The following is a 12,919-nucleotide window of genomic DNA, read 5'->3' as shown; positions in this document are numbered from 1 at the left end:
TTGAGGTCAACCGCAACACGATTAACTCTGCTTTACGCAACATTGATGGCGCTGCCCGAGATTTGAGAACCACACTCAAGGCGCTTCGCCCCCTAACCAATCAACTAGAGCAGGGGGAATTGCTGGCTAATTTAGACAGGCTCATTAAAAATGGTGCGGAAGCGGCGGCCAATCTCAATAAAGTTGCCGGAGCGCTCAATAGTCCGATGATTATGCTCTCGATCGCCCAAACCCTCGATGCCGCCCGCGCCACATTTATCAATGCCCAAAAATTGACGAATGACTTGCTCAAACTCACCAGCGATCAATCCTTCCAGTCTGATTTGCGCCGCCTCATTAAAATCCTGAGCCGCCTCTTAGCTTCAAGCCAAGACCTTGAGCAGCAATTCTTAGCACTCAATGCTACTGCCCTAGCAGAAACTCAGCCACCTCCCCCTAGTTCCGCCCCCAGTCCAACTGTGGCTGCAACGTCTCCTAAAAAAGAAGAAGCTGCCGTGACAAGTGATCCCTAGGCTGGCAAGTGGTTTAGCAAGCAGTTTCTGTTCGACCCGTAGGGGTAAGGTGCACCGCAGTGTGCCCCCTCCTCGACCCCTCCGTCCTTTTCCTCGGAGTAAGGGGACGATTGCCGGGAACCACAGGTGGATTCATAGTCAGTGGCTTAAATTGTGAGATGTTTGGGGTTAAGCGGGTCGCCTCTGTTTATCATAGACCTAAGGAATAAATGCGTAGAGCCTCAATTTTAATGATCGGTTGTTACTGGGGATACGACTCACCATGGAGAATGCTTTACCTGCGGTTTATTTAAGTGTCTTGATTATTTTACTCGGCGTCTCAGCATGGTTTGTGGTCAAACAAATTCTCAAAACCCGTCGCATTGAGTCTAGTTTGGCACGCCTCCAACGCAAACTCCAGCAGGAACCGGGCACCACTCAGGAATACTTTGAGCTAGGCAGCATCTACCTCACCAAGAAGCTCGCTAGTCAAGCGATTCCCCTGTTTCAAAAGGCTCTGAAGGCGGCTGAAAGCGAAGGGGAAACCTATGTTGCGCCGATCTACAATGCCCTTGGCTACGCCTACTTTATGCAGGAGCAGTATGACTTGGCCATTCGCCAGTACAAAGAAGCCTTGAAAAATCAACCAGACTATGTGACCGCCGCCAATAACCTTGGTCACGCCTACGAGAAAAAGAATTTAGTCCAGCCTGCCCTAGAGGCCTATCAGCACACGCTGAAATACGACCCCAACAACGCGATCGCCCAACGGCGGGTGAATTCCCTGAAAAAGGGACTCAGTGGTGCAGCGGCTTAGGATACTTCAGCAACTAGCCATCAACAAAAAAACTGGCTAGGCCTATCCCCAACCAGTTCTCAATCACTATTTGTATTTAGCTGGATAAGCTACCCCTCGGCTTAGGCGTCTCCTTCGATGTAAAGGAACAGCAGCCCCATTACCACCGTGGGCATCAGCCAGCACACCACGGGAATAAAAATCCAAGGCAAAAAGGATGCAGCATAAGATCCCATCATAATCAGCGGTTCTCCTTCCGGGTGTTCAAAATCTAAGGTGTGACCAAGGTGCTAGTTAAACAAGCCGGTCATGATGCCATCGACAACAGAAAAGTTTTCGAGGAGGAAGAAGGCGACAAAAGCAGCCCCCATGGCACCCACGAAAAAGCCAGCGGTAAACTGGCTCCAGCCCTCACTGCTTTTCAGGGGATCACTGCTGCTGCCACCTTTTTGAAAACTGACTAGACCATAGGCCGCTAAGCAGGCCGTGGCAATCAAAATCAGAGCAATACCAGAAATCAAACCACCCAAGTTGGCCACATCGGAATCCCGCAGCGGACCCAGCTTGACCCAAGGCCCAATCACAAAATAACCGTGAGCCATGCCCACTTCCAAGCCCCGCAGAATGGGGGAGAGGCCTTGCCGATAGGCGGGGAGATTACCGATAAACGTCTTCACGAGGCCAGAGTCAGAAATGGGTGTTGACAAGTGTCCCACAAAGGGATCGCCATTGTATGGCTTAACCAGTTCTTCTGCCATGATTTTTATTTCCCTAGCATTCCGTCATGTCCGCGCACAGGCACAGACCTAAGTGGTTATTCTAGGCAAGGGCGGGCGATCGCGCGAGAGAGAGCGCTCATCTCTTCAAGAAAGTTCATGTATCGCAACATCCCCTTACGCCGTCTCGCCCCTCTTGGGGAATTAGTAGGTGGGCACATTGGGATCAATTTCGCGACTCCAAGCGTTGATGCCCCCTTTGATATTGATCCCCTCAATGCCAGCCTGTTTGAGGATGCCCAAGGCTTTCGCAGAGCGACCCCCCATCTTGCAGTGCACCAAGAGGCGATGGCCATTCACCAGATTGCGGATTTTCTCCACACCGGGGCCATTTTCAATTTCCGATAGGGGAACGAGTACAGAGCCGGGAATCCTGGCAATTTCGTACTCATGGGGGTTGCGCACATCCACTAGCACATAATCTTGAGCACCGCTGTCCATGAGGGCCTTGAGTTCCTGCACCGTCATTTCGGGAATTTCTGCCATTTGGGCGGCCTCCTGTGCTTTGGCTTGGCGAATGCCACAGAATTCTTCGTAGTCAATGAGCTTATCAATGACTGGCCGTTCGGGGTTCGGGCGCAGCTTGAGTTCACGGAATTTCATCTCTAGGGCATTGAAGAGCAAGAGGCGGCCACTGAGGGTTGTGCCTTTGCCAAGAATAATTTTAATCGTCTCCGTGGCTTGGATGACGCCAATAATACCCGGTAAAATCCCCAGAACGCCCCCTTCCGCACAGGAGGGCACTAGACCCGGTGGCGGCGGTTCGGGATAGAGATCACGATAGTTAGGGCCGCCTTCATAGTTAAAGACCGTGGCTTGGCCCTCAAAGCGAAAGATAGAACCATAGACATTGGGTTTATTGAGAAGCACACAGGCATCGTTTACCAAGTAGCGGGTGGGGAAGTTATCGGTGCCATCCACCACAATGTCGTAGTCCGCCATAATCTCGAGGGCATTGGCGGCGCTCAAGCGAGTTTCGTAGAGATCCACTTGACAGTAGGGATTGATCTCAAGGATGCGGTGCTTGGCAGATTGAATTTTCGGCTTGCCCACCCAAGAGGTGCCGTGGATCACCTGCCGTTGCAAATTGGAGCTATCCACCACATCAAAATCGACAATGCCAAGGCGGCCAATACCGGCAGCGGCGAGATAAAGCAGCAGAGGTGATCCCAATCCACCCGTGCCAATGCACAGCACACTAGCAGCTTTGAGGCGTTTCTGACCCTCAACACCCACCTCCGGCAAAATTAAATGGCGGGAATAGCGCTCATAGTCGTCTTTCGTGAGTTCAATCGTAGAAAGATCTGGATTTAGCATGGTAGCCCTTCATAAAAAATGCGGCTGATCTAACCCGATCAGCAAGGGTGAGGGGATGCTTTTTATTTTACTCAGGGGCGCGACAGCGGATCTGCCAAGGTTTCAATTGTCAACACTTGGGGGGGGGTCGCATCCGGCGGATAGAGCAGGGTGAACTGTACCCAGCGGGTTTCTTGGGGTTGTAGTGTTAGCCGCACGAGATCCTCCCCCTGCTGGCCTTGGCGTTGGACAAGGTGAATGATCCGACTTTGGGGGGTGCCTTGATCATCGCGGAAACGCAGTCGGACACTGCCTCGGAAAAAGATGCGGTTGGGTGGTTCAGCAAAGAACCGTAAGCCGCTAGCGGGGGCGTCGAACTTGATGGGGGTTTGGAGGGCAAGGCGCACGGTCTGGGGGCGATCGCTGGTATTTTTCAACGGTAGAATCAAGTCGTATTCAACGCCATAATTGCCATGGGCAGCATAGGCCGTATCGGGATAACGCCGCACCAAAGGAGCCGTTTGCACTTGCCCGCTGCCCAAGCGCCCTGCCAGCAAGGAACTGATGGGATAGGAAAAAGCGTTGCCCACTGCGGGAATCGGCATCGGTTGCTGTTGGGGATTGTGCCAGCGGGAGCCAAGGGCGACACCTGCAACGCGGCCATAGACAATGCTGCCCCCTTGATCGGGAGGGGTGGGAGGGCGATCGCGGGGGGTAACCAATGTCCCTTCTATCAGCGTCTGCTGCCATTGCTCGAGGGTCGGCGGTTCATTGCCAAAGCGGGCTAAACTGGCGAGGTAGATGTTGCCGCTACTGCGGGCGCGAATCAGTAGCGAACGACCATTGAGGGGTGGGTCGAGTCCCTTAACAGGAATCGGTAAATTGGCGATCAGGGCATAACTGCGGGGGGGAATAACGATTTGTGCTGGCCAGCCCGCCTGCCGCCGTTGTCGCAAAATATCCAGCATGACGCGATCGCCCGGACCAGCAAAAACTTGACCGAGATCATTCGCCTGCTGATTCGGCAAGGGACGAAAGGGGGCATCCGGCTGACTCAAGTAACTGGCGGCATGGATCAAATTCACCGTTACCGGTTCAGAACTGGGATTGTAGGCAAGAATTCCTAGGTAGAGGGTCGTGAGATCCTGCGGATCAAGGGGTTTGGCAATATGGTGAGCAAAAATATCAAAGCGATCGCGAAAGGCAAAGTTCAGGTGGGCATTGGGGGCTGCTTTGACCGCTGGCGGAAAGGTGGACAGGAGAATGCCCGGTCGCTGCACTACCTCTGGGCTGTTGCTATTAAACACCGGCACCTGATCAAGGACACCCGGTAAAGGCAGCACTTTTTGCGGTTTTTCAATCGTTGCCGGCGCCTGAGCCAGCACTGGGGAAATGACAACCAAGGCCCCACAGCTCGCCAACCACCCACGGAAATTAACAGACATTACCCAGACCTAGTAGCTAATTTGCAGCGTGACACTGGCCTCCACCTGTAATTCCCCCGACACGACAGGGGTGCTATCGGCCATGGTTGCTGCGCGAACGGCAAGGGGTCTTGGCGGGGGTGCCGCCTGATGAATTTCAATGCTCACCACTTGGCGCGGTTGCAGATTGAGGGCACTGAGCACCGCTTGAGCTTGACTTTGGGCATCTTGGGTGGCTCGCTGCAGGGCAGTGCGTTGGGCAGCAGCAATGGTAGCCTCTGGTGCCGTAAAGCTAATATTCTCAATCATGGTTGCGCCGGCTTGCACCGCAGCGTCCAGCAGGGGTCCTACGCGATCGCTGGCAATGCGAAAACTCACAGTATTGCGACCGATGTAGCCTAGCAAAATCCGCCGATTCTCCTTGTATTCATAGTTGGGCATGAGACTCAAGCCCGTCGTTTGCAGTTGACTGACTTCCCGTCCCCGTAGTACCGCCAAAACGGCGTTGGCTCGCCGCGCCACCTCCTGCTGCACCTCTTGAGCTGTACGGCCTTGCACCTCGACCCCAAGGCTGACTTGGGCAAGGGTAGCGGAAATGGCTTCTGTGCCCCGACCGGTGACCATGAGGATACGTTGGGCTTCTTGACCCATAGCGGGTTGCTTAGCGATCACAACCGCCCCCCCAAACAGAAGAGCGGCAAGACCAAGGGTATAGATAGGCGCCAGTGTCTCTTTTATAGCGGTATTCACCACAGTTCACTCAAACACTTGTAAACTTCTCGTTTCTCCAGACCGCCGTGGATGGGGCGCTGTTCCTCCTTAGGAACAAATGGTGTGAATCTTAATAAAATTGGTTCCTTGGGGCGTTTGAGCCGGAATGCCACCCAGAATCAAAATTTTATCGCCTTCGGTGGCCATCTGTCGCTCCTTGAGTTGGGTTTCGGCTACGGCAATCATCCCTTCAAAGGTCAGGGGGAGCGTTTCCAAAAGAATTGGCTTCACGCCCCAGAGCAAATTCATCCAGTGATAAACGCGGGGGCGATCGGTAAAGGCGACAATCATGGGTTTTACCCGTTCTCCAGAGGCAATGGTTGCAGTGTAGCCCGTTTCCGTAAAGCAGGCGATCGCCCGCAAGTCGAGGATTTGGGTAATTGTTGTCAAAGTTTCCCCCAAGGCATGGGTCTCATCATTGCGGTAGGCAGGCATATTCTCAAACTCAAGGTGCGGCTCCACATCCGCGGTAATCCGCGCTAGCATTTTCACCGCCTGCACAGGAAAAGCCCCCACAGCAGATTCTCCGGATAACATCACCGCATCCGTGCCATCGAGAATGGCATTGGCAACATCACTGGCCTCCGCCTGTGTGGGTCGGGGATTGTGGATCATGCTCTCCAGCATTTGGGTTGCTGTGATCACGGGAATACTGCAGTAGTTGCACTCACGAATAATTTGCTTTTGCAGCAGCGGTACCTTCTCCACCCGCATTTCCACTTTTGAGTGTGCCCCCCTGCACCAACCGACAGGTGACCCGATTTCCCTCAACAGCCTCGACCGCCAATTCCAAAAGGCCATCATCCAAGAGCACTTGCATCCCCGGCTGCACCTCTTCGGCAAGATAAGGATAATCAATGCCAATGCCTTGCGTTTTTTCCTCTGTGAGGGGCACGAGGTGGACTTGCTCCCCCTCTACTAATTCAATGCTCCCTTGATGCTCCCTTGGGGCAGTTGGCCAACGCGAATCTTGGGACCTTGCAAATCTTGCAGTAGCGTCAGGGACGTTGCTTCTGCATTGGCTACTTGTCGCAGCAGGGCAATGGTTTCGGCATGATCTTTGTAGTCGCCGTGGGAGAAATTTAACCGTGCCACATTCATGCCAGCAGCCAGCATCTGCTGAATCACGTCCCGCGATCGACTGGCAGGGCCAATGGTGGCGACAATTTTGGTGCGATGAAAAAGCATAGGAGCGGGGATAACTTCATGCTCTCTAAATCTTAGGCATAGGTCAGGGCAGCCGGTGGTGTTCTGGCTTGCATTCGCCATTAAGTTTTGTGGCTCCAAGGATGTGGCTATAATTTGCCTCGTGGAGACTACTGCTGGAGGCCGCGATGGCACGCCCCCTTACCCCCGACAATCAAACGCTAAATCGTGCTTGGACTTGGCAAGATGGCCTGATAATTTTGGCCTTGATTGCCCTGATCTTTTGGATTGTCAACACAGCTGCTCAGTTTACAGGACGGTATGACCCCACGATCACCATTGAGCTGAGTCCAGCAGTCTTGCCTAATTATACGGCTCAAACGCTGCTGCGCATGCTCATTGCCTACATTATTTCTTTAGTGTTTAGCATTCTTTACTCCTATATTGCCTACTACAACCGCACTGCCGAAAAAATTCTGCTGCCTCTACTGGATATTCTGCAATCCATTCCCGTGCTGTCGTTTTTGCCAGGGGTGGTGCTGGCATTGATTGCCCTCTTTCCGGGGAGCCGTCTTGGTGTAGAGCTAGCAGCAATTATTCTCATTTTTACTGGCATGGCGTGGAACATGACGTTTAGCTTTTACCAGTCCCTCATCAGTGTGCCTCGAGAACTGCGGGAGGTGGCGAAAATTTATCGGCTGGGGTGGTGGCAGCAGGTGTGGACACTAGATTTGCCGGCAGGTGCGATCGGTCTCATTTGGAATAGTGTGATGTCAGTGGCGGGGGGCTGGTTTTTCTTGATGGCGATCGAGTCCTTTACCATTGGCGAGAAAACCTTTACGTTGCCGGGGTTAGGTTCCTACTTAGCCGAGGCCGCCAACCAACAGGATTATGCAGCGTTGGTCTGGGGTCTTGCGGTACTGATTGGTGTCATCATCGTCATTGATATTTTGGTGTGGCGCCCTCTCATTGCTTGGGGCGAAAAGTTCAAGATAGAGATGGTGGAGGCGGAGAATATTCCGAAGTCCTTCGTGCTCGATTTCCTGCGGCGATCGCCCACGTTGCGAGCCTTCCACCAAAATATTTTTGCCCCCGTCTGGGAACGACTAGATGAGCAGTTACGCCCCAAACACCCACGTCAATCCCTCGCACCCCAGCATGGCCAAGGCAACTGGCCGATAACCCCTATCATTTTGGTAATTTTTGCCGTCTTTGTGGGTTGGGGAGCGATCGCCTTTTTGCAGCAAATGTTTGGTGTCAGTTGGCAAGATTGGCAGCAAATTGGTCTAGGGGCAGTTCTGACGACAGTGCGGGTAGTGGTGGCTCTGATTCTATCGCTCCTGTGGACAGTTCCAGTGGGGGTGGCGATCGGGCGCAATCCCCGTGCTGCTCAAGTGTTGCAACCCATTGTTCAAATTGCGGCATCGGTACCGGCCACAGCTCTCTTTCCGGTGCTGCTGTTAGCGCTCGCCAATGTGGGCGGGGGCTTAGAGATTGGCTCCGTGGCGCTGATGATGCTGGGAACGATGTGGTACATCCTCTTCAACGTCATTGCCGGTGCCCAAGCCATTCCCACGGAGTTATTTGAAGCAGCGGTGGTCTATCAGCTCTCTTGGTGGCAGCGGTGGCGCACCCTGATTTTGCCGGGGATTTTCCCTTATCTAATTACGGGCATCATTACGGCGGTGGGCGGCGCTTGGAACTCTAGCATCGTCAGTGAATATGTGGAATTTCAGAATCAAACGGAGCAGACCCTTGGCTTGGGAGCCACCATTTCCGAGGCTAGCGTTCGGGGAGACTTTCCTCTGCTGATGGCAGCCACCGCAGTGATGTCGTTACTGGTGGTTTTGACCAACCGTTTGGTTTGGCGCCCCCTCTATCGCTTGGCAGAAACCAAATATCAACTGCTCTAGGTGCTAGATGATGCGGGTCATTGGCCTAATGAGCGGCACCTCGGTGGATGGAATTGATGCGGCTCTAGTGGAGTTAGAGGGGGGCGATCGCGACCTTGAGGTAGAGGTGCTGAACTTTTGTACAGTGCCCTATCCCGCCGCCCTACGGCAGCAAATTCTGGAAATTTGTGGCGGAACCCCCTTGACCCTTGCCGAGCTAGCAGACTTAGATGAAGCGATCGCCGAGGCCTTTGCTCTTGCGGCAGAAACGGTTCAACAGGGCTACCCACGGGCAGATCTCATTGGCTCCCACGGTCAAACGGTCTTTCATCGTCCCCCCACGGGCGATCGCCTCGGCTACAGCCTGCAACTGGGACGAGCAGATTGGATTGCTGGGCGCACAGGCATTCCCACCATTGCTAACTTTCGTGCTCAGGATATTGCCTTGGGGGGTCAAGGAGCGCCCCTCGTGCCTCGGATCGATTGGTGTCTGCTGAGCCATCCCACGGAAGTCCGCTGTGTGCAAAATATTGGGGGGATTGGCAATGTCACCTACTTACCGCCCCAACGCGAGGATCCTGACGGCAAAGGGGTCATGGGTTGGGATACAGGTCCCGGCAATGTGCTGCTTGATTTGGCCATCACCGAGTTATCGGGGGGTAAATTCACCTACGATGCCGATGGGGCATGGGCACGGCAGGGCAAAATTATTGATCCGCTGGTGGAGCACTGGCTGCAAGACCCCTTCTTTCAGCAGCCGCCGCCAAAGTCCACAGGGCGCGAATACTTTGGTTTGCCCTTTTGGCAGCGATGCCGTACTGAGGCTGCCAGTTTAGCACCTGCGGATCTTCTGGCCACACTGACCGAATTTACGGCCCGCAGTATGGTTGAGAGCTATCGCCAATTTTTGCCCCAAAAACCGCAGCGGGTCTTCCTCTGTGGCGGCGGTGCCCATAATGGTTTTCTCAAGGAGCGCCTTCAAGTGCATTTAGGAGAGATTCCAGTCGAAACCACTGCGACGGCTGGCGTACCGGTGGATGCGAAAGAGGCGATTGCCTTTGCGATTCTCGCCTACTGGCATGAATTGGGCGTGGCGGGAAATTTGCCCCAAGTCACGGGTGCACGTCAAGCGGTTCCCCTAGGTCAGCGATGGATTGGACAGCGATGAAAAGAACCCTTCCAGCCATTGTCACCACTGCCGAAATGCAGGCCATTGAGGGGGCAATGTTCAAGGCCGGCTTCCCGGTGCCTGCCCTCATGGAAAAGGTGGGACAGCGCCTCAGCGATTTTCTCCAGAGGGAGTTTCCAAGGGCACGGTATCCCCATGTGGGGGTTTTGGCCGGTCCGGGGCACAATGGCGGTGATGCTTTGGTGGTGGCACGGGAGCTATGGCACCAGGGCTATGGAGTGAAAGTCTGGCAGCCCTTTGAACGTTTGAAGCCCCTGACGGCGGATCATGCCCGCTATGCTCGCTTTCTTGGTCTGCCCTTTGTGGAGGCGGTGGACAGCTTGCAAGCGGTTGACCTGATTGTGGATGGCCTGTTTGGCTTTGGCCTAGAGCGGGAACTGACGGGCGACCTTGCCGATGCCATTGATCAGATCAACACTTGGCGACAGCCACGGGTGAGTATTGATGTGCCTTCGGGGCTACACAGTGACATGGGGGCAGTGTTGGGCAGGGCAATTCAGGCCAATCGCACCCTCTGCTTAGGACTGTGGAAGCGCGGACTACTGGTGGAAGAGGCACAGCCTTGGGTGGGGCAGGGGCTGTTAATCCCCTTTGATATTCCCGCCGCAGTGATTGAAGCGGCGTTGGCCACTGCGCCTCGGCGATATTGCCTAGACGCTTCCTGTTGGCAAAGTTTGCCGTTGGGGCGATCGCCCATTACCCACAAGTATCAGCAGGGTCAGCTTTTACTTATTGGCGGCTCGGCTCAGTTTGGCGGCAGTATTCTCCTCAGTGCCCTTGCTGCCCGCTGTAGCGGCGTGGGGATGCTGGTGGTGGCGGTGCCGCAGTCTCTGAAGCCCCTTCTCTTAATGCGCGTTCCCGATGCCGTTGTCGTCGGCTGCCCCGAAACAGCTGGGGGGGCGATCGCCCGCTTGCCAGAGAGCCTAGATTTAGCCCAATTTTCTGCCATTGCCTGCGGCCCGGGGTTGACCCCTGAGGCGGTGCCGGTGGTAGAAGCGGTTTTGCAGTCTCGGCGATCGCTGGTCTTGGATGCGGATGCTTTGAATATCCTAGCCAAACTCACCCCTTGGCCGTTGCCACATCCCACGATTTTGACCCCCCACTACGGCGAGTTTCGGCGCCTTTTTGCCGATCTTGTTACTGCCGCAGGCGATCGCCTTGACCAAGTCACAGCAGCCGCAGCTCGCAGTAACGCCATTGTGGTTCTCAAGGGGGCGCGCACAGCCATTGCCTCTCCCCAGGGCAATCTCTGGATCAATCCCCAGAGTACCCCTGCCCTTGCGCGAGGAGGTAGCGGCGATGTCCTCACGGGGCTTATTGGCGGTCTTTTAGCCCAGCAGGAAGCCCTTGCTGCCGCGTGTGGTGGTGTCTGGTGGCATGCCCAAGCTGCAATCCAAGCAGAACGACAGGTAACTTCCCTAGGCGTCCATCCCGAACACCTGATTGCCCACCTGCTGCCAACCCTTCAGGCGGCTCTAACTGCTGGCGTTTAGCTTTTGCACCAAGAGTTGATTCGTCAGCTTGGGATCGGCCCGTCCACCCGTTTTTTTCATCACTTGGCCGACAAAGAAGCCCTGTAGTTTTGTCTTACCCGCACGGTATTGCTCTAGCTCCCTGGGGTGAGCCGCCAGCACCTCATCAATGACCGCCTCGAGGGTAGCCACATCGGAGATTTGGCTGAGGCCTTTTTTCTCCACTAGGGCTTTTGGGGAGCCACCCTGCGCAAGCAGTTCAGGCAGCAAATCCTTGGCCATTTTGCTGCTAATGGTGCCGGCCTCAATCAGGTGGATGAGTTCCGCTAATTCAGTCGGTTGCAAGGGCAGGGTCTCGATTCCCAGTTTTTGCTCCTTGAGATAGGCGGTAATATCCCCCATGATCCAGTTGGCCGCCAGTTTCGGAGGCGCCCCAGCAGCAACCGTGGCTTCAAAGTATTCGGCCACCGCTCGCTCATCGGTGAGGACGCGGGCATCTTGGGGGGGTAAGCCCCACACCGTCTCGTAGCGATGACGCTTTTGCGCCGGCAGCTCCGGCAGCGCTGCCCGCCATGCCGCCAATTGCTCAGCACTGACTTCAATGGGACCCAGATCGGGTTCGGGAAAGTAGCGGTAGTCACTGGAGCCTTCCTTGACGCGCATGGTGCGCGTTTGCTGCGTGGCCTCATCCCAGAGGCGGGTTTCTTGCACAATGGGTTCCCCCGCTTTGAGGGCAGCCACTTGCCGCTCAATTTCATAATCAATGGCACGTTGAATGGCACTAAAGGAGTTCATGTTTTTAATCTCCACCTTCGTGCCAAAAGTGTTGCTGCCCACGGGACGCACGGAGATATTGACATCGCAGCGCAATGACCCCTCCTGCATATTGCCATCGCAAACCCCCAAGTAACGGAGAATGCGCCGCAGTTCTTGGGCATATTCTGCTGCCTCTTGACCCGTGCGCAGATCTGGCTCCGAGACAATTTCCACAAGGGGAACTCCCGCCCGATTCAAGTCCACCAAGGAGTAGGTGGAACCCGAGAGGCGATCGCTCCCCGCATGAACCAGTTTGCCGGCATCTTCCTCCATGTGCAGGCGAGTAATGCCGATTTTTTTACGGCGCGCCGTGCCATTTTCGTCCACCAGTTCAATCTCAAGGTAGCCGTGCCGGGCAATGGGCAGGTCGTATTGGGAGATTTGATAGTTTTTCGGCAAGTCGGGATAAAAATACTGCTTGCGATCAAACTTGCTGTAGGGGGCAATCTGACAGTTGAGGGCCAAGCCCGCTTTCACCGCATATTCGAGAACCTTTTCATTCAACACCGGCAGTGTCCCCGGCAAACCCAAACAAACAGGGTCAATATTGGTATTCGGGGGTGCGCCAAACTGGGTTGAGCTGGGGGAGAAAATTTTGGTTTGGGTACTCAGCTGGCAGTGAATCTCAAGGCCGATTACCGCCTCATAGGTGAGACTGGCGGGATCCACGGCGGTGGGTTCAGGGGCAACGGTTGCTGCGGCCTGTTGTGTCGAGGCTAACTTCGTGGATTTCGACGTTTTTGATGTCTTTGATGCTTGCCGTTTACTTGATTTTGCCTTTGCCATGAAAAACTCCGCAAGGGTACCGCCACTATAAAGCAGCTTAGTCAGGGGGGGAATTGAGGGTCAA

Annotated in this window: 10 protein-coding genes and 2 pseudogenes; 5 read left to right on the top strand and 7 right to left on the bottom strand. The window is 54.7% G+C overall.

Translation table 11 applies throughout. From position 1 onward, the window contains the following. Together ACK4HN_RS09290 and ACK4HN_RS09285 are read left to right on the top strand one after the other, a co-directional pair. Positions 1–512, top strand: a pseudogene (locus ACK4HN_RS09290) (hypothetical protein); the annotation flags it as partial. 262 nt (positions 513–774) lie between these two features. Further along, complete coding sequence (locus ACK4HN_RS09285) at positions 775–1,308, top strand: tetratricopeptide repeat protein (protein WP_409877558.1); 534 nt, start codon at positions 775–777, stop codon at positions 1,306–1,308. Between the two features lie 101 nt (positions 1,309–1,409). On the opposite strand, the gene ACK4HN_RS09280 is transcribed toward ACK4HN_RS09285, so the two are convergent. The 6 genes and pseudogenes from ACK4HN_RS09280 to ACK4HN_RS09255 all read right to left on the bottom strand — a co-directional run bounded on the left by ACK4HN_RS09280 (position 1,410) and on the right by ACK4HN_RS09255 (position 6,742). Then, positions 1,410–1,526: a photosystem I reaction center subunit VIII gene (locus tag ACK4HN_RS09280; RefSeq protein ID WP_149820283.1), complete on the bottom strand. Its 117-nt coding sequence runs from the start codon at positions 1,524–1,526 to the stop codon at positions 1,410–1,412. Between the two features lie 51 nt (positions 1,527–1,577). Beyond that, on the bottom strand, positions 1,578–2,045 hold the full coding sequence (locus ACK4HN_RS09275; RefSeq protein WP_409877557.1) for a photosystem I reaction center protein subunit XI: 468 nt from the start codon (positions 2,043–2,045) through the stop codon (positions 1,578–1,580). A 162-nt stretch (positions 2,046–2,207) separates the two neighbouring features. Further along, the gene (gene moeB / locus ACK4HN_RS09270) at positions 2,208–3,380 is read right to left on the bottom strand and encodes a molybdopterin-synthase adenylyltransferase MoeB (RefSeq protein WP_409869564.1); all 1,173 of its coding nucleotides are present in this window, start codon (positions 3,378–3,380) and stop codon (positions 2,208–2,210) included. A 71-nt stretch (positions 3,381–3,451) separates the two neighbouring features. After that, on the bottom strand, positions 3,452–4,804 hold the full coding sequence (locus tag ACK4HN_RS09265) for a DUF3370 domain-containing protein (RefSeq protein ID WP_409869565.1): 1,353 nt from the start codon (positions 4,802–4,804) through the stop codon (positions 3,452–3,454). 9 nt (positions 4,805–4,813) lie between these two features. Beyond that, a complete protein-coding gene (locus ACK4HN_RS09260; protein WP_409869589.1) occupies positions 4,814–5,533 on the bottom strand; it encodes an SIMPL domain-containing protein in 720 nt (239 codons plus the stop codon). A 69-nt stretch (positions 5,534–5,602) separates the two neighbouring features. Further along, positions 5,603–6,742: pseudogene (locus tag ACK4HN_RS09255) on the bottom strand (pyruvate kinase). Between the two features lie 146 nt (positions 6,743–6,888). Between ACK4HN_RS09255 and ACK4HN_RS09250 the strand changes: the two are divergent. The 3 genes from ACK4HN_RS09250 to ACK4HN_RS09240 are packed head-to-tail and all read left to right on the top strand — an operon-like array spanning position 6,889 to position 11,274. Further along, positions 6,889–8,613 carry an ABC transporter permease gene (locus ACK4HN_RS09250; RefSeq protein WP_409877556.1) on the top strand — a complete coding sequence of 575 codons (1,725 nt, stop codon included), beginning with the start codon at positions 6,889–6,891 and terminating at the stop codon, positions 8,611–8,613. 7 nt (positions 8,614–8,620) lie between these two features. Continuing rightward, positions 8,621–9,760 carry an anhydro-N-acetylmuramic acid kinase gene (locus tag ACK4HN_RS09245; protein ID WP_409869567.1) on the top strand — a complete coding sequence of 380 codons (1,140 nt, stop codon included), beginning with the start codon at positions 8,621–8,623 and terminating at the stop codon, positions 9,758–9,760. Continuing rightward, positions 9,757–11,274, top strand: coding sequence for an NAD(P)H-hydrate dehydratase (locus tag ACK4HN_RS09240; protein WP_409869569.1), 1,518 nt, complete (start codon positions 9,757–9,759; stop codon positions 11,272–11,274). Before ACK4HN_RS09245 ends, ACK4HN_RS09240 begins: the two co-directional genes overlap by 4 nt. On the opposite strand, the gene gatB is transcribed toward ACK4HN_RS09240, so the two are convergent. Further along, positions 11,257–12,855: an Asp-tRNA(Asn)/Glu-tRNA(Gln) amidotransferase subunit GatB gene (gatB, locus tag ACK4HN_RS09235; RefSeq protein WP_409869570.1), complete on the bottom strand. Its 1,599-nt coding sequence runs from the start codon at positions 12,853–12,855 to the stop codon at positions 11,257–11,259. The two genes, ACK4HN_RS09240 and gatB, sit on opposite strands and share 18 nt — an antisense overlap. Positions 12,856–12,919: the final 64 nt, after the last annotated feature.

Origin of the sequence: Thermosynechococcus sp., assembly GCF_046299655.1 — a bacterium.
Taxonomy (GTDB): Bacteria; Cyanobacteriota; Cyanobacteriia; order Thermosynechococcales; family Thermosynechococcaceae; genus Thermosynechococcus.
The sequence above is the reverse complement of the archived record's forward strand: the minus strand, read 5'-3'. Positions and strand labels throughout refer to the sequence as shown.

Bases quoted from the DNA above. Each gene is read 5' to 3' on its own strand.
- ACK4HN_RS09285 (WP_409877558.1), top strand. From the start codon at position 775: ATGGAGAATGCTTTACCTGCGGTTTATTTAAGTGTCTTGATTATTTTA.
- ACK4HN_RS09280 (WP_149820283.1), bottom strand. From the start codon at position 1,526: ATGATGGGATCTTATGCTGCATCCTTTTTGCCTTGGATTTTTATTCCC.
- ACK4HN_RS09275 (WP_409877557.1), bottom strand. From the start codon at position 2,045: ATGGCAGAAGAACTGGTTAAGCCATACAATGGCGATCCCTTTGTGGGA.
- moeB (WP_409869564.1), bottom strand. From the start codon at position 3,380: ATGCTAAATCCAGATCTTTCTACGATTGAACTCACGAAAGACGACTAT.
- ACK4HN_RS09265 (WP_409869565.1), bottom strand. From the start codon at position 4,804: ATGTCTGTTAATTTCCGTGGGTGGTTGGCGAGCTGTGGGGCCTTGGTT.
- ACK4HN_RS09250 (WP_409877556.1), top strand. From the start codon at position 6,889: ATGGCACGCCCCCTTACCCCCGACAATCAAACGCTAAATCGTGCTTGG.
- ACK4HN_RS09245 (WP_409869567.1), top strand. From the start codon at position 8,621: ATGATGCGGGTCATTGGCCTAATGAGCGGCACCTCGGTGGATGGAATT.
- ACK4HN_RS09240 (WP_409869569.1), top strand. From the start codon at position 9,757: ATGAAAAGAACCCTTCCAGCCATTGTCACCACTGCCGAAATGCAGGCC.
- gatB (WP_409869570.1), bottom strand. From the start codon at position 12,855: ATGGCAAAGGCAAAATCAAGTAAACGGCAAGCATCAAAGACATCAAAA.